Genomic DNA, 20598 nt, shown 5'->3' with positions numbered 1-20598 from the left:
AAGGCCGGGCGTCCAGGACAACACGTCGCAGGCTGCCCGAAATTCAATGGCGGCACGGGTAAATTCAGTGATCGATGACCATCCACTGAGCGGGGTCCGGGGGGATCTCTCCGATTCCCCGTTATTGAGAATATATTATTCTATTTGGGAGCTCCCGTTCATCTGGTAGCCCACACCCTGGAGCGGCTGTGCTCCGTGAGTCGGTGGGACTGGCGCATCCGGAGCGACTTCCGCATTCAGATTTCCAGCGCTCCGGGAAAATCTTCCTGCACGCCCCGCTGCTGCCTCTTCATGGACTGGGCATCGGTAAAGCCCTGGGCTGGAATTTGCGGGCGCGTTTGACACTGCATGCCCGTTGACTTGCGGATTACGGCCGTCCGGGGGATGCACGGCCGCGATCGTGGATGATTCCGGGGATTTTTCCTAGGGTGCTCGAGGGAAAGACGCGTGCCGTCCGCGCAAGATCAGATAGCAGGGCGCGTCGTCCATTTGCCAGCCTTACCGCAGGGAGTACGTGTGACAGCCAGAACGGCACTCATCACCGGAATCACGGGCCAGGACGGCTCCTACCTTGCCGAGTTGCTCCTGGGGAAGGGTTACACCGTCCACGGGATCATTCGGCGTGCTTCCACGTTCACCACCTGCCGCATCGACCATCTCTACCAGGATCCGCACGATCCGGAAGCCCGGCTGTTCCTGCACTACGGCGATCTCACGGACGGCACCAGGGTCGCCGGTCTCCTCGAACGCGTACAGCCCGACGAGGTGTACCACCTGGCCGCCCAGTCGCATGTCCGCGTCTCCTTCGACGAGCCTCTGTTCACCGGGGACACGACAGCGCTGGGAACCACGCGACTGCTGGAAGCCATTCGGACCACCGGCCTGCCCTGTCGCTTCTACCAGGCGTCCAGTTCCGAGATGTTCGGAGCGTCGCCCCCGCCGCAGCACGAGGGGACCTCGTTCCACCCGCGCTCCCCGTACGGAGCGGCAAAGGTCTACGCGTACTGGATGACCCGCAACTACCGTGAGGCATACGGGCTCTACGCGGTCAACGGCATCCTCTTCAACCACGAGTCGCCACGTCGGGGGCCCACGTTCGTCACCCGCAAGGTGGCCATGGCGGCGGCCCGGATCAAGGCCGGACTCCAGGACAGCCTGTACCTCGGCAACCTGGAGGCGCGCCGTGACTGGGGATACGCCGCGGAGTACGTCGAAGCCATGTGGCTGATGCTGCAGCAGGACGATCCGGACGACTACGTGATCGCCACCGGCCGCAGCTACAGCGTGCGGGACTTCGTCGAGCACTGCTTCAGCCATGTGGGCCTTGACTGGCGTGATCACGTGCGCTTCGACGAGAGGTACCTGCGCCCCACCGAGGTCGACGACCTGGTGGGCGACGCGTCAAAGGCCGCACGGGTCCTCGGCTGGCAGGCGAGGGTGCACGCACCCGAATTGGCCGGCCTGATGATCGACGCGGAACTCCAGACACTCCTGGAGAAGGGCGGCGTCACGGTGCCCGTGGTCCCCCCTCCCGCTCCCTCGCTCGCTCGGCGCTGACCTGCTCGGATGGCTGGAGAGGCCATCCCCTTCCGCAAAGGTGGTCAACATGATCAAACTGATCAAGTCCAGCTTCTACCGCGAAGCCGAGACCAAGCGAGCCCTGGCGGACTTCGTCCTGAACCAGGACGTGTTCAGCATGAGCGAGCAGTGCCGCACGTTCGAGAAGGCATTCGCCGAGAAGCAGGAGCGGGCGTATGCGGTCTTCGTCACGAACGGAAGCGTGGCCAACCTGCTGCTGATCCAGGCCCTGTTGAACCAGGGGGGGATCCGGCGGGGGGCACGCGTCGGTTTCTCCGCCCTCACCTGGCCGACCAACGTCATGCCGCTGATGCAACTCGGGCTCGAACCGGTCGCGATCGACTGCGAGTTGGACACCCTGAACGTCTCCCCCAGGACCTTCGAGGCGCACATCTCCCGATGCGAGGCGCTCTTCCTGACGAACGTCGTGGGCTTCTGCGACGACCTTCCGGAACTGAAGCGCATGTGCGAGGAGCGCGGTGTCCTCCTGATCGAGGACAACTGTGAGGCGCTCGGCTCGAGGGTGAACCGCACCCTGCTGGGCAATTTCGGCGTCGCCTCCACGTTCTCCTTCTTCGTGGGTCACCATCTGTCGACCATCGAGGGCGGGATGGTGTGCACCGATGACAAGGAGTTGTACGAGCACCTGGTCATCTCCCGCGCACACGGCTGGGACCGCAACCTGCCGACGGCAGCGCAGAGGAGGCTGCGGACCGAGGCCGAAGTGGACGACTTCTATGCCAGGTACACCTTCCACGATCTCGCCTTCAACTTCCGGCCCACCGAGATCAACGCATTCATCGGCAATCAGCAGATCCGCCACTGGGACGAGATCGTGGACAGGCGCGCGGCCAACTTCAACCGCTTCTGTGCGGCCATGACCGGCAACGAAGACTTTCACCAGTACGACCTGGCCCATATGGACTCCGTGTCCAACTTCGCCATGCCGGTGGTGTGCCGCACACCCGAGCTGGCCGAGAAGTACCGCGCCGAGTTCGAGGCGGCCGACGTGGAAATCCGCCCTGTCATCGCCGGGGACGTACCGCAGCAGCCGTTCTATCGGAAGTACATCCAGGACACGACCGAGCGGCCGAACGCGCGACGCGTCCATGCCAACGGTTTCTACTTCGGAAACAACCCCGACATGACCGAGGAAGAACTGGCCACTCTGTGTGACCTGCTCGGCGGCTGATCAGCAAGGCAGGAGGACCGGATCGAGGAGAAGGGCGGTCGGGATGGACCGGCGGGCAAAGATCTATGTTGCCGGGCACACCGGGATGGTGGGCTCGGCGATCGTGCGCCGACTGCGCGCCGACGGGCACGAGAACCTGCTCCTGGCCACGCGGGCCGAGTTGGACCTCACCGACCAGCGTGCCGTGCGGGAGTTCGTCAGCGCAGAACGGCCCCGGTACGTCGTCGACAGTGCGGCGCGGGTCGGCGGCATCCAGGCGAACATGGGTCATCCGGCGGAGTTCCTCTACGAGAACCTCCAGATCCAGAACAATCTGATCTGGTCGGCCAAGGACGCCGGTGTGGAGACGTTTCTTTTCCTCGGCAGCTCCTGTATCTACCCCCGGGCGTGTCCGCAGCCCATGAGGGAGGAGTACCTCATGGAGGGTAAGCCGGAACCCACCAACGAGGCCTACGCCTACGCAAAGATCGCCGGAATGAAACTGTGCGAGTACATCCACGCCGAGTTCGGGATGAACTTCATCTCCTGTATGCCATCGAACATCTACGGCGAGAACGACAACTTCGACCCCGAAACCTCTCATGTGATCCCGTCTCTTCTCCGCAGGATCCACCAGGCAAAGGCCGCAGGCCATTCCGAGGTCGTGATCTGGGGTACGGGATCGAGCCGACGCGAGTTCCTGTACGTGGACGACCTCGCCGATGCGGTCGTCTGGCTGCTCGACACCTACACGCACCAGCAGTTCTTGAACATCGGCACAGGAGAGGACATCGGGATCCGGGAGTTGGCTGAGCGTATGTGCGAAGTAGTCGGCTATGAGGGGAATTTGCGGTTCGACTCCACGAAGCCGGAGGGCATGCCGCGAAAGCTGCTGGATGTCACCAGACTGCACGAAACCGGCTGGCGCCACCGCATCGGGCTTGGAGAAGGACTCAGGCGCACATACGACTGGTATCTGGACCAGTACGCCGGATCGACAGCAGATCCTGAACCCTTCGTTGCGGTGGCCGCCCGTTGACGACCGACAGGTCTTCGCGACCTGAACAGCCCAGCGACAGGAGAAGAGAGACACTGTGCACCGGCGAAGAATCACGATCGTGCAGCCGTACATTCCACCCTACCGGGTACCGTTCTTCCGCAGACTGGCGGCCGATCTCCACGGCCAACTGGGAGCGGAACTGACCGTCGCACACGGCTCGCCGCCTCCGGCCACGGGCTGCGACCGCGATGATGGCACCCTCGCACTGGAAGGCGCCGTGGTCCTCTCCGAGCGCTCCTGGCAGATCGGTGGGCTCCCCGTTCGGGTGAGGCGGCTCGGGGATCTCCCCCACCGGTCGGACGTTCTCATCGTGGGACAGGCTCTCCAGAACCTGGAGACCTACCCCCTGCTCGCCAGAGGATTGTCGCGGCGGGCGCGGGCCGGATGTGGGCCTGCCCTGGCCATGTGGGGCCATGGTCGGACTTACCACAAGGAGGGCGGCCCTCTGCTCCGGGTGGCCAAGCGGGTTCTCACCCGGCAGGCGTCATGGTTTTTCGCCTACACAGCGGGGGGCGCGGACCACGTGGCTGCGGGAGGGTTTCCGCGCGATCGCATCACCGTGGTGCGCAACTCCACTGACACCACGGCCCTGGTGGCAGCCCGGAACGCCGTCACCGACGCGCAGGTTGCGGAGTTCGCCTCCCAGCACGGGTTGGTACCCGACCGCACCGGCCTCTACCTGGGCGGCTTTCATGCGTCCAAGCGCATTCCGTTTCTGCTGGAAGCGGTGGCACACATTGTGAAGCGCATGCCCGATTTCAGACTTCTGGTCGCGGGTGACGGCGCGTGCCGGTCCTCGGTCGAGTCGTCTGCCGCACGCGGAGACGGCGTGGTGTACGTGGGCCCTGTTCACGACGACCGCCGTGCCTTGCTGGGGGCTGCGTCACGGCTCATGCTCATGCCCGGGCTGGTGGGACTGTGCGCTGTCGATTCCTTTGCACTCCGCACCCCGCTGGTGACGACCGACTGGCCCGGCCACAGTCCGGAATTCGAGTACCTGGAGCACGGCCGGAACGCGATGGTGGCCTCCGGTGGGCCGGAGCAGTATGCGGAAGCCGTGGTGAGGACTCTGTCCAGCCCCGAGCTCATGGCCCGGCTCCAGCGAGGTTGCGTCTCGAACTCGGGAAACTACACGGTGGAGGAAATGAGCGCACGCTTCGCGGCAGGTGTGGCCGAGTTGCTGGAGAGGCGTCCCGTCGTTACTTCCCGCGGCTGACCGCGACAGGCACCCCGGCAAGGAGAGCCATTCCCCAGCCGCATACAAAGGCGACGTCCTGCACACCTCGCACACAGTCGGCGGGACGGCCGCACACCGTGCCCGAAAGGATCCGGCAGAGCGCTCGCGCCAGCTTTCCCGTCCTCCGGATCAGACGACGTGGCATCGGAAGGTCCTTGAGCTCGGCCTCGACGGCTGCTGCGGTACGTCCCCCGCGGAAGGCCCTGCGCACCACGCCCGACAGAGTCAGCCTGTCCCGGTCGGGTGTCTCGAAGACAAGTGCGGCGCGGGTGAAGAAGATACGTGCTCCGCGCTGGGCCATCTCATGGAAGAACACGGTGTCCTCGCCACCGGTCCTGTCGAAGGCAGAGCGGAAGCGCAGACCCGTGCGACGGACCGTGGACATGCAGACCAGCGTATTTCCGGATTGCGCGAACCCTTCCAGCGGCCCGTCCCCCTGCGTCCGCACCTGGCGGATCAGTCGACCTCCGCCCAGCCACCGAGGTGCATGCGGAGGCAGACGGACCGCGACAGGCCCCACGACGACATCGGCGTCGTTCGCCTCAGCACTGGTGATCAGTGCACGGAGCCACCCGGGAACCGGCCGCTCGTCGTCGTCGATGAACACCAGGGCGTCGTGCTGCTGTGCCGCGTCCATTGCCGCGTTGCGGACTTGGGAGAAACCCGGCTGTTCCACTCGCCGGTACTCCACCCTGCAAGCGGCCGCGGCGACTCGGGCCGTCTGCGAGTCGGCCGGCGAGTTGTCCAGCAGCATGACCGAGACCGTACGCGCACTGCTGTTCTCGACGCCGTGAGCTTGCTGAGCGAGGTCGTCGAGCAGGGGACGCAAGGGCCGGGCACCCGTCGTCGGCACCGTGATGAGGATGGTCTTCAGCATCTTGGGCATGGGGGACGTCTTCCAGTCGCTGATGGTGAACTGTTCCGTCGTGAAGGCAGGGTCGCCGAATCTCCGGATAGCGACCGCGGGCTCCGTGTCACAGAAGACCGATCGTCCGGATCGTCTCCAGCGCGGTGCGAACTCGTACGCTCCAGTCGCCCACGTCCTGCATTCGGTTCAGTGCTCGGTTCACAACCGGCTGCCATCTGCTCGGTGAGGCCAGGATGTCCAGCACCTGCTGGGCCGGGTCGTGCCAGTCGACCTCTACAACTGGATTGAATCCCATGAGGTCCACCAACTCCGAGGGGGCATGTCCAAGGACGAGACACCCTGACGCCATGCTTTCCAGGTAGCGCTGAGTCATCGTTTCGACGCTGCCGGAGCGCTGCGGATGGGTAAGCGAGGACGGGAAGCAGACAGAGATCACCGTCTGCGACAGACCCTGCCGCAGGGCGCGCTCATCGGGGTACACGAGTCGGCCTGGTTCGGCCTCGTACTGGTGGGAAAGGGGCGAACGCAGCCGTACGGCCTCGGTGACCGCCTCGTGCCAGGCCGGGTACCGACGCCCGAGCTCCAGGACACCGACGTTCCTGTCGGCCAGGCATGTGCCGCAGTCGTGCCGATCCAGCCGGGTTGCCTCGGGAAGATGGACCACCTCGGACCGAGGCAGGGCCCGGGCCAGAAAGCGTGCCGACTCCAGAGCCGTGACGAAGACGACCGGGGGCCGCAGGGGCCGCAGTCTCCGCGCCCACAACTCCCAGTCCGGCTCCCAGACGTCCCAGCAGTAGGGCACGACGTCTCCCATGAGGCCGGCCGCATAGAGCTGACCGAACCGGGCTCCCATCAGAGGAACGATGACCGGCCCCCGGCGGCGACGCCCGCCATGAGGGAGCGCGAGGTGAGATTTGGCGAGAACCCGACCGATCCACGGCGGGGTGGTGACCGGCTCGTCGACTGCTCCTTGCCTGACGCATTCTGCGATGAGATCCCTCACCGCGTAGTGCGCGGGGTGATCCCCCGAAAGGGGGAGAGCCACACGCAGTATTTCAGTCGTGGAACGGTTGCGAGAGTCGACAGCAGTGGTTGCCACTCTGCACACTCCTCAGAACGGTCAGGCGTCCGAATTCGTTTATTGGCTGCCCGGGAGCGAATATACATCGATTTCCGGTGACGCCGACGTAGCATGCTGACGAAGTTTCACCACGAAGGGACCTCCACGCATGGTTCTCCACGCCCACAATTCAGTATGGTTGGCCGCGTCGTGTCAGTTCATGGACTGACCGGGTCCCGACGCACGTCCCGCGCAACCCTCACTCCCCATCTGCGGGCCGCAGGACGCTCACTCGGGGTCAAAGCCGTGAGCCTTCCCATCACCGCCGTCTCCGCGCTCTTGGGGACACGGATCGTGGTGGATAATCTCGGCCCGTCCGGCTTCGCATTTTTTGCACTTGTCACGACACTGCCGACTCTTTTACCCCTCAACGATCTAGGCACCGGGGCCGCCATTGTCGGTGCGGCATCACAGGAGAGTGACGTCGGGAACCAAGATCTGCGTCGCACGATCACCGCCAGCGCGCGCGTGCTGACCTGCATGGGATGCGTGGGTGTCCTGGTGGGAATCGTTCCCGCGCTCATGGGCGTCTGGGGCACCCTTCTCAATTCCGAGACACAGCGTTCCGTTGAGATTTCGGTCGCCGTCGCTTTCGTGCTCTTCGGGTGCAGCCTGCCATTGAACCTGGGAAATTCGGTGCTGATCGCACTGAATCGAAATCATATTTCCCTACTCGTCCAGACGGTGGGCAGTCTGCTCACGTTGGGGTTCATCTTCCTTTCGGGAGCCGTTAACGCGCCGTCGATGGTATTCATCGCATCGGGATTCGTTTCGCAGTGCCTGGCCGGGGCGGCGTGCCTGCTGTGGGCCGGACGAATTCTTGGCCTGCCGCTTATCGGCCTGGTTCTGGGCTGCCTCGGGCCAAGACGTGCCGTCACGCGCATCTGGCATCTCGCCGGACCCATGGCGGCCATCAACGCCGCCTTGGCCGTGGCCTTCTCCACCGACCGACTGGTGCTCATTCACGTCGCCGATCCTGCGGCCATGGCCGCCTACTCGGCTGGTTCACGTCTGTTCACTCCCGCTCTCGCCCTGGCAAGCGCCACCGGTCTGCCCCTGTGGACCGTGTTCGCCCGGCAACGTGACACCTCAGGCGGGCCGCACGCACGAGATGTCGCCCGCCTGACGGTGTACTTCGCGATCGGAGGGGCGGTCATCGGCGGGGGGCTGATCCTCTTCGGCCCCGCTGTCGCCTCGTGGATGTTGCACGGGCAAGTCGCTGTCGGCACCGGCCTCATGGCTGCCTTCGCGGCCCTGCTGCTGGTCCAGTCCGCCGCCTATCCGATCAGCATGCTGTTGACCGACGCCGCCGGGTTGAAGTTCCAAGCCAAGAGAGCCTGCGTGATGGCGGTGCTGAATCTCGTGCTTTCCATCGTGCTGGCACGGCATCTCGGTCCGAGCGGACCTGTCATCGGGTCGGTCATCGCGGTCACGACCTGCCTTTTTCTCCCCAACGTCCGGAGGGTCATGTCTCATGCATGATGTGGTGCATGTGAAGCCGGTATGCCCGAGTCCCGGCAGAACGACTGTCAGGGCAGTTCGCCGCGGGATGCCCTCGTTCGGCAAGGGGCCCGTACCGGTGCCGCCGCAATCGGGCGTCGCCCCCTCGCTCGTGGCGGCGGCGATGGGGCTGTGCAACGCCTGGGGACCCTATGAGCAGACCGGTGTGACGGTCGGACACGTCATCGTCCTGGCGATCGCACCCGTTTGCCTCACAGTGGCGTGGCGCTGGAGAATGGCGCGCTGGAACGTGATTCTCGTGTGTTTCTGGCTGCTCGCCTCTGCTTTCACCGAAATCATGGCGGATGACTCTGTCCATGATGCGATCCTCGCCCTGTCCAGACCATTCTCCGTTCTTGTGAGCTTCTGCGGAGCGATGTGGGCTCTTCAACGCACGCGCTCCGTCGTCCGTGTGTATGGGGTGACCTTCGTCGCCGGACTCATTTTGAATGTCTACATCTTCCTGAGAAGTAACCCGAGTGTGGATTCCTGGAAATACGGATACGGTCCGGTGGTCAGTCTGGCCGTCGTTCTTCTTGCCTTCGTCCTGCTGGGGCGGCAGAAGCGCTCCGCCGCCGTTCTCCTGGTGATCTCGATGGCGCTTGTCAACCTTTTTCAGGGGTTTCGCTCGGAATTCCTGATCGTCTGCGTGGCGGGTGCGGTGACGCTCCTCGCGGGGCGTCGCGGACCACGGTCCGACTGGAAGAGGGTCGTGCCAGTGGTAGTCGGTCTGATCTCACTCGCCGTGGTAGTGCCGAATGCCTACGGATATCTCGCGTCCAGCGGAAGGCTGGGGATTGAGCAGCAGTACCGATGGGAGCGGCAGAGCCGGGTGGATGGCGGCGTACTGGTGGGCGCCCGTCCAGAAATCGCAGCGTCGTATGTGATCGTCAAAGAGTCTCCGATCGTCGGCCGGGGGTTTACGCCCGAGGTGAGCTACCGGACCCGCAGCGAGTTTCTGGGGAAACTGCAGGCCGGGGACGTAGATTTCAACGAGCGCCGAGAAAACTACTACTTCGGCAGGGGGCTCTACCTGCACTCGGTTCTGTTTCAGCTCTGGACAGAGACCGGCATGGCGGTAATTCCCGGAATTCTCCTGCCCGTTCTGTTCGTGCTGCTGGCTCTGGTTGCGGCGGTCAGAGAGGGATCCAGGCCGTATGCACTGCTCTTCGCGTTCTTGTGCTCGCAACTCGCCTGGGACCTCTTGTTCTCTCCCTGGCCAAGACTGGAAGGTCTTTATCTCGGCACCGCTGCCGCGGCGGCAGTGCTGTATCTGGGGTCCTGGTCGCGGTCCGGCCCCGCTTCTGCGGCCTGATCCGCCGTACAGGCCCCAGGACTCGATGAATCACAAGGAGTCATTCATGCAGGTTGGTATGGTCGTGCCCACGCTCGGAGATCGGCCCGAGATGCTGAAGGAATGTCTGTCGTCATTGAGGGAACAGAGGTGTGCCGGACTCCGCCTTGTCGTTGTGTCCACTCCCGGTGCGGTGGAGGAGGTCCGGAGAACCACGTCTCCCGAACTGACCGTGCTACCGCAGAACGGAGCCGGAATCGTCGACGCCGTCGTGACCGGCTGGAAGTATTTGGGCGACGGAGTGGACTTTCTGAGCTGGCTGGGTGACGACGACCGCCTGCCGCCCGGTTCCGTTGCCGCAGCGCTACGAGCCCTCGAGCGTCGTCCCGACGCCGCCATGGCATACGGCCAGGTGCGCTACATCGACGCCGGGGGTAGAGCCTTCAAAGCTGTTCGTCCGGGGCGGGTGGGCTCCTGGTTGTTGCACTTGGGGCACAACATGGTTCTCCAGCCCGGCTGTCTTTACCGGCGTTCCGCCGTGGAGGCCGTCGGTGGGCTGGACAACAGCTTTCGTCTTGCCTTCGATGTCGATCTGCATCGAAGACTCGCCGACCATGGGCGGCTGCAGTACGTCGCCTCGGTCCTCGGTGAGGCCCGCTGTCATCCCGGCTCGCTGACGGTCCGTAGACGGTCGGAGTCCCGGCGTGAGGCCGAACTCGCGCTCAGCCGTCGGATGCCTGACTGGCTGCGCAGGACAAGGCCACTCTGGCGGCCGGCGAGCGACGTCGTCGTCTTGGCGGCGTCGAAGGTCGCCAGCCGTACGCTGACCACGGCATGAGGCATTTCCGAGCCGCTCTGCGGGTGCCATGGAACGCCGTCCACACGACCCTTTGCCGGGCCGCCGGTAGCGGCGGGCGGTGTTGTCGCCCTCCCCGTCGACGGACAGGGCCATCCGGGCCATGAGGCCGCTCCACAATGCGAGGCGCCTTCCGCGTTCATGACCAGCCATCATCCGCCGGTTCGCACACGGCACATCGAGGAAGGAACTCTCTGGTGTTCTCCACTGTCTGCGTCGTCGGCCTCGGCTACATCGGCCTCCCCACCGCTGCCGCTCTCGCCACCCACGGCATCGATGTCGTCGGTGTCGACGTCAACCCCGCCACCGTCGAACTCATCAACGCCGGCCGTGCCCCTTTCGTCGAACCGGATCTGGCGGTGGCCGTCAGCGGGGCTGTGGCCATGGGCCGACTGCGGGCGACCGGCGTGCCCGAGCCGGCCGACGCCTTCATCATCGCCGTCCCCACGCCGCTCCAGGAGGACCGTACGGCGGACCTGTCGTACGTGCGCGACGCGGTGGCGTCGGTGGCGACGGTGCTCAAGGCGGGTGACCTCGTCATCCTCGAGTCGACCTCGCCGCCCGGCACCACCGTGGAGCTGTCCCGGTGGCTGGGCAAGCACCGCCCCGACCTGACCTTCCCCCACGAAGCGGGCGACGCGCCCGACGTACGGGTCGCCCACTGCCCGGAACGTGTTCTGCCGGGCCGGACGATGATCGAGATCGTGACCAACGACCGGGTCGTCGGAGGCGTGGGCGAGGGCTGCGCCGAGCACGCGCGCACGCTCTACGAGGTGTTCGCCAAGGGGGAGTGCCTGCTCACCGACGCCACGACGGCGGAGATGGCCAAGCTCAGCGAGAACGCCTTCCGGGACGTCAACATCGCTTTCGCCAATGAACTGTCCATGGTCTGCGACCACGTCGGCATCGACGCGGGCGACGTCATCGCCCTGGCCAACCGCCACCCGCGGGTCGACATCCTGCGCCCGGGGCCGGGTGTCGGCGGGCACTGCATCGCCATTGATCCCTGGTTCATCGTCGGCACCGCGCCCCGGCAGTCGCGTCTCATCCGGCTCGCCCGCGAGGTCAACGACGAGCGGCCCGACTATGTGCTCGGCGAGGTCGTCCGTACGGCCGGCCGTTTCAAGGACCCGGTGATCGCCTGCCTCGGTCTGGCCTTCAAGGCGAACATCGACGACCTCCGGGAGAGCCCCGCCCTGCACATCGTCACCCAACTGGCCGAGCGTCAACTCGGCCGGCTGCTGGTCGCGGAACCGCACATCAGGGAACTGCCGGACTCACTGGCGCAGACGGGCGTGGCCGAACTCGTCGACGTCACCACCGCGGTGCGGGACGCCGATGTCGTCGTACTGCTCGTGGACCACGACGCCTTCCGCGGCGTCAAACGGACCGCGCTGCGCGGCAAGGCCGTCTTCGACACCCGCGGCATCTGGAGCTGACGCCAGGTCGCCCGCGGAGTCCGGCGCGCCGAACTCCGCGGGGCGCCCGCACAGGCCCATCCAGTGCCCGATCGCCCGTACGGTACGGTCCGCGGCGCGTCCGTCGCCGTACGGGTTCACCGCCTTCGCCATGGCCGCGTACGCCCCGCGGTCGTGCAGCAGCAGGCGTACCTGCTTCACGATGTGCTCGCGGTCGGTTCCCACCAGGCGGCTCGTCCCGGCCCGGAGGGCCTCCGGGCGCTCCGTGGTGTCCCGTATGACCAGCACGGGCTTGCCGAGGCCCGGCCCCTCCTCCTGGATGCCTCCGCTGTCGGTCAGGATGATGTGCGCACGGTTCATCAGCCGGGCGAACGCCCCGTAGGCCAGCGGTTCCGTCAGGCGGACGCTGCCGATGTGGGCGACCTGGGGCAGGATCGCCGCCCGTACGACCGGATTGGGGTGCAGCGGGAGCACGATGAGGAGGTCGGGCTCGGCGCGCGCCAGATCGGCGAGGGCACCGCCGATGGACTCCATTGCGCCTCCCCACGACTCCCGGCGGTGGGCCGTCACCAGCAGGACCCGGCGGGCGGTGTCGTCGAGGTCGGCCAGGGCCGGGTCCCCGTAGTGGCTCTGGCGCCCGACCGCCCAGAGCAGGGCGTCGATGACCGTGTTCCCGGTGACCACGACGGACGACGGGGGGACGCCGTCCCGCAGCAGGTTGTCCCGCGCGTGCGGGGTGGGCGCCAGATGCAGGGATGCCAGCTGGGTCGCGAGCCGGCGGTTGATCTCCTCGGGGAAGGGCGAGTACCGGTCGCCGGTACGCAGTCCCGCCTCCAGGTGGACCACGGGGACCTGGCTGTAGAAGGCGGCGAGGGCCCCGGCGAACGCGGTCGTGGTGTCGCCCTGGACCAGTACCGCCTCCGGGCGCTCGTGCCGCAGCAGCGGACACAGCCCGTCGAGGACACGCACGGTGATGTCGGCGAGGGACTGGCGCTCGCTGAGGATGTCCAGATCGTGGTCGGCGTGGATGCCGAACAACGAGTGGACCTGGTCGAGCAGTCCGCGGTGCTGGGCGGTCACCGTCACCGTCGGCCGGAATATCGGGGACCGGTCGAGTGCCTCGATGACGGGGGCCATTTTGATGGCCTCCGGTCTCGTTCCGTAGACGACCATCAGTCGCTTCACCCGAATTCTCCTTCCGGGCGGGCACCGGACCGCTGCCCGGGTGGCACCCACCGGTGGCCGTGGTTCCCCGGAGCGAAAGAAGCGCTCGCCCGGGGACCAGGGAATCGGCATTCCGCGACAACGCCCATCATGCCGGTGGCATTTTCACCCAGCCGTATGGAGATGTTCGTCCGTCTGGTCCGTTCCGGGGGAGAAGCGCATGTGCCGGTGATTTGCCCTCCCTACAGTGCGCTGGGCCGCGATCCCTCCCGTAAAGGCAGGAAATGAAAACAGTCCTCCTGTCCCCGCGCACCGGCGCCATCACGGTGGGAGAAATTCCCGCCCCCGAAGCAGCCGCCGGTTTGGTGGTGATCCGCAACGACTGGTCGCTCATCAGCGCGGGTACGGAACGGGCCACCGTCTCGACCGGCGCGCAGAGCCTGCTCGGCAAGGCGCGGCACCGGCCCGACCAGGTGGCGCAGGTGCTCGAGAGCGTGAGGCGAACGGGCCTCGTGGAGACCTACCGGACGGTCCAGGACCGCCTGGACCGTCCGGTGCAGCTCGGGTACTCCTGTGCGGGCACGGTCCTGCGGACGGGCGAGGGGGTCGACGACATCCGCCCCGGGATGCGGGTGGCCGCCGCCGGAGCCCGCTACGCGTCGCACGCGGAGATCGTCGCCGTGCCCCGCAACCTCGTCGTCCCCGTGCCGGACGGCGTGGACACCCAATGGGCCGCCTTCGCCACGGTCGGCGCGATCGCGCTTCAGGGCATCCACCAGGCCGAGGTGGTGCCGGGCTCACGGATCGCCGTCATCGGCCTCGGCCTGGTCGGCCAGATCACGCTCCAACTGCTGCGTGCCTACGGATACGACGGGGTGGGCATCGATCCCGACTCCGCCATGGTCGCGCTCGCCGAGTCGGCGGGTCTTGTGGCCTTCCCACGGGGGGCGGACGGCCTGCCCGGCGCCGTCTCCCGGCAGTGGGCAGGCGCCGACGCGGACGCGGTGCTCATCACCGCCGCCACGTCCAGCTCCGACCCCGTCGAGTTCGCCGGCCTCCTCGCCCGTGACCGCGCCACCGTGGTGGTCGTCGGTGACGTCGACGTCGCTCCGCCGCGGTCGTCCTACTACCACAAGGAATTGACGATCCGTTATGCGCGGTCCTACGGCCCCGGCCGGTACGACGCCCGCTTCGAAGAGGACGGCCATCCGTATCCGGAGGGCTATGTCCCCTGGACGGAACGGCGCAACCTCGCCGAGGTGCTGCGGCTCCTGGCGACGGGCGCGGTGGACTTCGCCCGGCTCAAGCCGCGGGTCTTCGCCGTCGAGGACGCGGCCGGCGCGTACGAGGCGCTGAAACCGTCGACCGCCGGACGCAGCGTCGCCCTGCTGCTGCGCTACTCCGCAACCGCGCAGCTCCCGTCCCGGCCGGCTCCGGAGGCGGGCTCCCGCACCTGGACCGCCCCCCGCGGCACCTTGCGGCTCGCGGCGATCGGCGCAGGCAACTTCGCCACGCGGACGCTCTTCCCCGAGCTGGAACGGGAACCCGGCGTCGCGTTCTCGTGGGTCGCCGGCGGACGGGGGCTGTCCGCCGCGCACCAGGGCCGACGGTGGGGATTTCGTACCGTGGCCGAGAGCGTCGACACCGGCCTCGCCTCGGGCGACGCGGACTGCGTGATGGTGCTCAGCCGTCATGACAGCCACGGCCGGTATGCGGCGCGGGTGCTGCGCGGGGGTGCCGCCCTGTACTGCGAGAAGCCGCTGGGCCTGACGGAGACGGAGTTGGAGGACATCGCGGACGCCTGGCTGATCTCCGGCGCCCCGGCGATGGCGGGGTTCAACCGGCGGTTCGCCCCCTCGGTGCGGGACCTTCGCGCCGTGCTGCCCGCGGGCGCGCCCCTCCAGGTCGTCCACCGGGTGTTCGCGGGCCGGCTCCCGGCCGACCACTGGTACTTCGACCCCGGGCAGGGTGGCCGGCTGCTCGGCGAGGTGTGCCACTTCATCGACACCGCGGGCTTCCTGGTCCCCGGCAGGCCGGTCGGTGTGCGGGCGGTCGGCGTGGATGCGCGGGACCCCGCCGCCGCGCAGAGCCTCACCCTGCAGATCACCTACGACGACGGGTCGGCCGCCTCCATCGTGTACGGGGGGCTGACGCCGCCCGGCGCGCCCAAGGAACTCCTGGAAGTGGCCACCGACCGGGTGGCGGCCAGAATCGACGACTTCCGCTCGCTCACCGTGTGGAAGGGGGGCAGGGAGGTCACGACGAAGTACCGGGGCGGCCCGAAGGGGCACGCGGCCGAGATGCACTCCCTCGTCCGCCTCGTCCGGGGCGAGCCCCTCGGCGAGGAGACCGCTGCCGCCGCCGACTTCGCCTCGGCGCTGTGGAGTTCCCTCGTCGCCTGCCGTGCGGCCCGCTCGCTCACGGAGGACGGCGTCGTGGGGACCGCCCCCCGCACACCGGCTCTGGCCAGGGCCCTGGGGTGTGCGGCCCCCGGTCCCGGCGCCGCGGGCGCCGTGCCGAAACCGGGTGGGCAGGCCGCGTACCCGGCCGGTGGTTCTTCCTCGACCACGGTGGCGCGCTGATGTGCGGTTTCGTCGTCCTGCTGAACCACACCGCGCGCCGTCCGCCGCCCTCGCACGGGGACCCGTGCGCGGCGCTCGCGCACCGCGGCCCCGACGCGAGCGGACACCTGGACCTCGGCGGTGGCAATTGGCATGCGGCGCTGCACTTCCGCCGCCTCGCCGTCGTGGACCTCGATCCGAGGAGCGACCAGCCCTTCGGCTCCCCGCAGCGGGGCGTGATGGTCTACAACGGCGAGATCTACAACGCTTCGTACCTGCGCGAGGTGCTGCGGAAGCGGCAGGTGACGTTCACGACCGAGGGCGACACCGAGGTTCTCTACGAACTGCTGCTGCAGCCGGACGCCCCGCGGCTGCTCGACCAGGTGGACGGCATGTTCGCCTTCGCCCTCCTGCTGCCCGACGGCGAGCTTCGCTACGGGCGTGACCGACTGGGCGTGAAACCGCTGTACGCGGCGGTGGACGCGGCGGGCCGCACGGTCGCGCTCGCCAGTGAGATCGAACCGCTGCGGGCAGCCGGGCTGACCGGCGACGTCGACCCCGTCGCGGTGGCGCAGGGCGCCATGTTCCTGTGGACGCCGCCGCCGCGGACCGGCTGGCAGCGCGTTCGTGCCGTACCGGCCGGGACGGTGCTGTCCCGGCGCGCACCCGGCTATGACGCGGCGTCACCCTGGTGGCGGGCCGGTGCCGCGACGCCCGCCGAGGACATCGGTGCCGCGGTCCGCGCGTCGGTCGCCCGGCAGGTGCGCGCGGACGTGACGGTGGGGCTGTTGCTGAGCGGAGGGCTCGACAGCACCTGGCTGGGCGTGGAGATGAGCAGGGAGGGCTTCGCCGGACCCGCCTTCGCCGCCAGAGCGCGCACCACGGCGCCCACCGCGGAGCCGTTCGAGGACGACGCCCCCTACGCCGCCCGGGTCGCCCGACGGCTGGGCCTGCCGCTGACGTGGGTCGACCTGGACGTCGACGTACTGCGCCGGATCCCGGAGCTGGTCACCGCCATGGAGCTCCCTTTCGGGGACCCGGCCGCCGTCACCCTCATGCAGCTCTCCCGCGCCGCCTGCGGTGAGGCGACCGTGCTGCTGTCGGGGCTCGGCGTCGAGGAACTCTTCCTCGGCTACGAGCGCTACCAGGCCGTGCTGCTGCTGCAACGGCTTCCCGCGTGGGCACGCCCCGCCCTCGGCGCCACCACCGTGGTTCCCGGACCCCGGCGCTACCGGGGCCGTGCCGACAAGTTCGGGCGGCTGCTCCAGCTCGGCCCCCGCGACTGGTCGTGGGCGACTCAGGCGTACTACTCGGGGCGGGAGTGGGCGGCGCTGTCGCCGTACGTCGGGCTGGAGGCGGTCACCGAGCGGCATCGCGAGGTGGCGGGCGGCGTGTTGGACGCGGGCGGGACGCCCCTCTCGGCGCTGGCGGAGTGCGACCGGCGACTCTTCCTGCCGGGGCTGAACCTGCTGTACGGCGACCGCGCGTCGATGCGGGCGAGCGTGGAGCTGCGGGTGCCGTTCCTGGGGGAGCCGGTGGTGGCCACCGCCCTCGGCGCCGTCACGGAGGAGCAACTGCGGCTCGGCGAGGGCAAGGCGCGCTTCCGCGCGGCGGCGGTGGCGTCCGGTGTGCCGGAGTTCGTCGCCAGGCGCCCCAAGACGGGGTTCGGGGCGCCGGTGCGGTCGCTGCTGCGCGAGCACGGTGACCGTCTGTGGGCCGAGGTACGGCGCTCCCCGCTGTTCGACGACGTCTTCGACCGGCGGACCGCCGACCGCCTCGTCGCCGAACACGTCCGGGGCCGGCGCGACCGGGGGCTCGCCGTGTTCGGGCTGTTCTGCGCGGCCGTGTGGTGGGAGTTGAACGCGGTGGGAGGCGCGGGCCGGACCGCGGACGTCCTGTCGGGCTACGAGGCGGCCGTCGTCGGCTGAGCGGCCGGGGTGGCGGGGTGCCGGCCGCCCGGCAGGACGGCGTGGAGGGCGGTCAGGGCGTCCAGTAGGGGAGCGGCGCTCCACCGGGGCGACTCCCACAGGGACCTGTTCCGCGGGTCGCCGGCGGCTCGTGTGTCCGCGCCGAGACCGGGGTAGCGGTCCACGACAGCGGCCAGCACGGCCCGGGGGAAGTCGGTCCGGACAAAACCGTGATGGGCCGCCCACGCCGCCGTCCGTACCGCTGTCGCGTCGTTGTTCGGGTCCCGTCTGCTCCGGCCGTCCGCGAAGTAGCGGGGCAGGGGGCCGTCGAACAGGTGCCGCAGGTAGTGGTCCACTCCCCGTTCGAGAGGGCGCCGGACGTCGACGTCGAGCAGCGTGCCCGCCTGTTCGAGGCGCAGCAGCACGTACCCCGTGTGGAAGCCGTCCACCCAGCCCAGCCCCGGGCCCCTCCCATAGGGCCACGAGCCGTCGGGGCGCTGACCGTTCAGGCTCACCTCGACGGCACCGCGGGCGGCATCGACCAGGCGGTCCGCCAGTTCGCCGGGCAGCGTCCCGATGCGTGCCAGGCGGCCGGCGAGCGCGGCACCCATGAGGTTGGCGTTGTGGACGAGGACGTCACTGGCGGGTGTGTAGGTGAAGAACTCGCCGTTGTGGAGGTGTTCCAGGAGCCCGTGAGCGAGGGTCCGTACCGACTCGTCGCCGAGCGTCCCGGTGTCCAGACAGCCGTCCGCGCAGAAGGTGGTGGCCACGAGGTTCGGGAGGGAGGCGGGGTAGTACGCCCAGCGGGTCTGCACGTCGAACTCGTAGCGCCACAGCCCGGCGTAGCGCCCGGACAGCTGCTCGGCGGCCGCCGACCGGCCCAGTCGGCGGGCGCGCTCGCGCCACGCGGGGGAGGCCGAGAGCCTGGCGCAGGCGCCGGCCGCGGTTCCGGCGGCGGTCGCGGTGCGCAGCGGGTGAATGCCCAGGACCGGACGCAGGTCGATCCGGCTGCGTTTGACGGTCTGCAGGAGCACCTGCCGAAGCACACGGTGCACGGCCAGCCGTCCCAGCGGGCCGGTCAGTCCGTCGTACGGGTCCGGGCCCGTCCAGTCGCGGGCGTCGGCCCACCGGAAGAGCCGGTCCGCCAGGGCGAGCACGTCCGCGGCCTCCAGCGGCGAGCCGAGGCGGTCCCCCGGGGCGTGGTGGCCGGGTCCGAAGCGGGCCCGGGGCGAGCGGTCGGTGGGGGTTCCGGGCGGCATGAGCCCTCCAGGGGGATCGCCGGTGCTGGTGGATGCGCGGGACATCAGTGGATGTCGTCGGAGCTGTCGGGCGTGGTGGCGGGTCGGGCGGTTGCTCAGTAGGCGCCCCTGCCCGCCACGACAGCGCCCACGGTCCGGCACAGCACCTCGAGGTCCCCCGACGGGGACCAGTTGTCCACGTACCTGAGGTCCAGGGCGACCGTCTCGTCCCAGGAGAGGTCCGAACGGCCGCTGACCTGCCACAGGCCGGTGAGTCCCGGCTTGACGGCCAGTCGGCGCCGCTCCACCTCGTCGTAACCGGCGGCCTCGTCGGGCAGCGGCGGTCGTGGACCGACCAGGGACATGTGTCCCCGCACCACGTTGAACAGCTGGGGCAGTTCGTCCAGGGAGGAGCGGCGCAGCACCCGGCCGACGCGGGTGATCCGCGGATCACGGCGGATCTTGAACATGCGGCCGTCCTGCTCGTTGGTCCCGGTCAGCTGATGCCTCAGCCGCTCCGCGTCGACGACCATGGTGCGGAACTTGGCCATGGTGAACGGTTTTCCGTCGCGTCCGATGCGCGTCTGCCGGTGGACGGCGGGGCCCGGGGAGTCCATCCGTACGGCGAGGGCCACCGCCACGAACACCGGGGCGAGCAGCACGATCAGCAGCGCCGCGCCCAGCCGGTCCGTCACCGACTTGAGCAGCGTCGCGACCCCCCGCCTCAGGGGCGGGGCCACGGCCAGCATGGTGAGCCCGGCCACGGAGAGGACGCCCACCCGGCGCCCGGCGACCTCGGTCAGACCCGGTACGACCACGAGCGGGCACTCCTCGCCGTGCAGGGCCCACGACAGCCTCCGCAGGCGCGTTCCGCTCAGGTACGGTCCCGGCACGACCAGGACCACGTCCGCGTAGAGCCGCCGGGCCGCATCCAGTACCGGGGCGGAGTCGGCCGACGGGTGCGGCGGTGTCTGCCGGCCGATACGGGTGGCGACCGGGGCCAGGGTGTGCGGGTCCTCGTCGCCGATCGGGCACACCCCGACGACCACGAACTCGTGGTCGGTCCGCTTCGCGAGGTGGCTCACCAGACCGTCGACAGCGTTGGCCTCCCCGATCACCAGGGCCCTGCGGACGGCCCGGCCGTCGCGGCGTCGGGCGACCAGGTGACGGTGGATCAGATTCTGTACGGCGGCGCTCGTCGGGGCGCAGGGCACCAGGGCGGCCAGCGCAAGGAGGAACGGCGACTCCTCGCCTGTCACGGCCCGTACCACCGCGAGCAGTCCGATCAGCACCAGCCAGTCCTGCACCGCGGGGCCGATGTTGTCGCGCTCACCGAGACGGCGCTCGCCGTAGCGGTCCCGTGCGCCGCGCACGAGCAGCCATGCCGCGGCCGCCACCATCGCGTAGGCCACGGCATGCGTGCCGCCGGCCAGCGCGAAGGCCAGATACACCGGTACGGCGGCGCAGGTCACGTCGCCGATGACGGCGACCGGCGCGTACCAGACGGGCTTGCCGGTGCGGCGGCCGGTCGGCGGCTGCTCCCGGATGACCTGTGCCCGCGCAGGTCTTGCCGCTGGTACGTGGGGCATCGTCTCCCCGAACAGCCACATTCGCCCTCCAAGCGCA

Annotated in this window: 14 protein-coding genes and 1 pseudogene; 10 read left to right on the top strand and 5 right to left on the bottom strand. The window is 68.6% G+C overall.

Annotated elements, in window-relative coordinates; translation table 11 throughout:
• Window positions 1–516: 516 nt before the first annotated feature.
• The 4 genes from gmd (at window position 517) to FNV62_RS20085 (ending at window position 5025) form a co-directional block, all read left to right on the top strand.
• Entirely contained in the window at window positions 517–1557 is a 1041-nt protein-coding gene (gene gmd, locus FNV62_RS20100; protein ID WP_095854590.1) for a GDP-mannose 4,6-dehydratase, read from the top strand.
• A 49-nt stretch (window positions 1558–1606) separates the two neighbouring features.
• Window positions 1607–2770: a DegT/DnrJ/EryC1/StrS family aminotransferase gene (locus FNV62_RS20095; protein WP_143601678.1), complete on the top strand. Its 1164-nt coding sequence runs from the start codon at window positions 1607–1609 to the stop codon at window positions 2768–2770.
• A 43-nt stretch (window positions 2771–2813) separates the two neighbouring features.
• Entirely contained in the window at window positions 2814–3788 is a 975-nt protein-coding gene (locus FNV62_RS20090) for a GDP-L-fucose synthase family protein (RefSeq protein WP_143652065.1), read from the top strand.
• Window positions 3789–4263: 475 nt separating this feature from the next.
• Window positions 4264–5025 (top strand): glycosyltransferase family 4 protein, encoded by a 762-nt coding sequence (locus tag FNV62_RS20085; RefSeq protein WP_164331715.1) that lies wholly within the window; start codon window positions 4264–4266, stop codon window positions 5023–5025.
• On the opposite strand, the gene FNV62_RS20080 is transcribed toward FNV62_RS20085, so the two are convergent.
• On the bottom strand, window positions 5009–5932 hold the full coding sequence (locus tag FNV62_RS20080; RefSeq protein WP_097284782.1) for a glycosyltransferase: 924 nt from the start codon (window positions 5930–5932) through the stop codon (window positions 5009–5011). The two genes, FNV62_RS20085 and FNV62_RS20080, sit on opposite strands and share 17 nt — an antisense overlap.
• Before the next feature lie 88 nt (window positions 5933–6020).
• Entirely contained in the window at window positions 6021–6767 is a 747-nt protein-coding gene (locus FNV62_RS20075) for a glycosyltransferase (RefSeq protein ID WP_095854595.1), read from the bottom strand.
• 513 nt (window positions 6768–7280) lie between these two features.
• Between FNV62_RS20075 and FNV62_RS20070 the strand changes: the two genes are divergently transcribed.
• The 4 genes and pseudogenes from FNV62_RS20070 to wecC all read left to right on the top strand — a co-directional run.
• The gene (locus FNV62_RS20070) at window positions 7281–8516 is read left to right on the top strand and encodes a lipopolysaccharide biosynthesis protein (protein WP_097284780.1); all 1236 of its coding nucleotides are present in this window, start codon (window positions 7281–7283) and stop codon (window positions 8514–8516) included.
• Window positions 8509–9849 carry a hypothetical protein gene (locus FNV62_RS20065; protein ID WP_164657636.1) on the top strand — a complete coding sequence of 447 codons (1341 nt, stop codon included), beginning with the start codon at window positions 8509–8511 and terminating at the stop codon, window positions 9847–9849. The genes FNV62_RS20070 and FNV62_RS20065 overlap by 8 nt, the downstream gene beginning before the upstream one ends.
• Before the next feature lie 25 nt (window positions 9850–9874).
• Entirely contained in the window at window positions 9875–10666 is a 792-nt protein-coding gene (locus tag FNV62_RS20060) for a glycosyltransferase (RefSeq protein ID WP_164657635.1), read from the top strand.
• Between the two features lie 137 nt (window positions 10667–10803).
• Window positions 10804–12060: pseudogene (gene wecC / locus FNV62_RS20055) on the top strand (UDP-N-acetyl-D-mannosamine dehydrogenase); the annotation flags it as partial.
• Here the strand turns inward: wecC and wecB are convergent.
• Entirely contained in the window at window positions 11962–13287 is a 1326-nt protein-coding gene (gene wecB / locus FNV62_RS20050) for a non-hydrolyzing UDP-N-acetylglucosamine 2-epimerase (protein WP_318658466.1), read from the bottom strand. The pseudogene wecC and the gene wecB overlap by 99 nt on opposite strands.
• A gap of 263 nt (window positions 13288–13550) precedes the next feature.
• Here wecB and FNV62_RS20045 point away from each other — a divergent pair, with 263 nt between their 5' ends.
• Complete coding sequence (locus FNV62_RS20045; RefSeq protein ID WP_143655036.1) at window positions 13551–15848, top strand: bi-domain-containing oxidoreductase; 2298 nt, start codon at window positions 13551–13553, stop codon at window positions 15846–15848.
• A complete protein-coding gene (gene asnB / locus FNV62_RS20040; RefSeq protein ID WP_143655035.1) occupies window positions 15848–17755 on the top strand; it encodes an asparagine synthase (glutamine-hydrolyzing) in 1908 nt (635 codons plus the stop codon). The genes FNV62_RS20045 and asnB overlap by 1 nt, the downstream gene beginning before the upstream one ends.
• On the opposite strand, the gene FNV62_RS20035 is transcribed toward asnB, so the two are convergent.
• Window positions 17731–18993 carry a hypothetical protein gene (locus FNV62_RS20035; RefSeq protein WP_143655034.1) on the bottom strand — a complete coding sequence of 421 codons (1263 nt, stop codon included), beginning with the start codon at window positions 18991–18993 and terminating at the stop codon, window positions 17731–17733. The two genes, asnB and FNV62_RS20035, sit on opposite strands and share 25 nt — an antisense overlap.
• 95 nt (window positions 18994–19088) lie before the next feature.
• A complete protein-coding gene (locus tag FNV62_RS20030) occupies window positions 19089–20561 on the bottom strand; it encodes a sugar transferase (protein WP_143655033.1) in 1473 nt (490 codons plus the stop codon).
• Window positions 20562–20598: the final 37 nt, after the last annotated feature.

Origin of the sequence: Streptomyces sp. RLB3-17 (genome assembly GCF_007113425.2) — a bacterium.
Classification (GTDB): domain Bacteria; phylum Actinomycetota; class Actinomycetes; order Streptomycetales; family Streptomycetaceae; genus Streptomyces; species Streptomyces mirabilis_D.
This window is presented reverse-complemented; position numbering and strand designations above follow the sequence as displayed.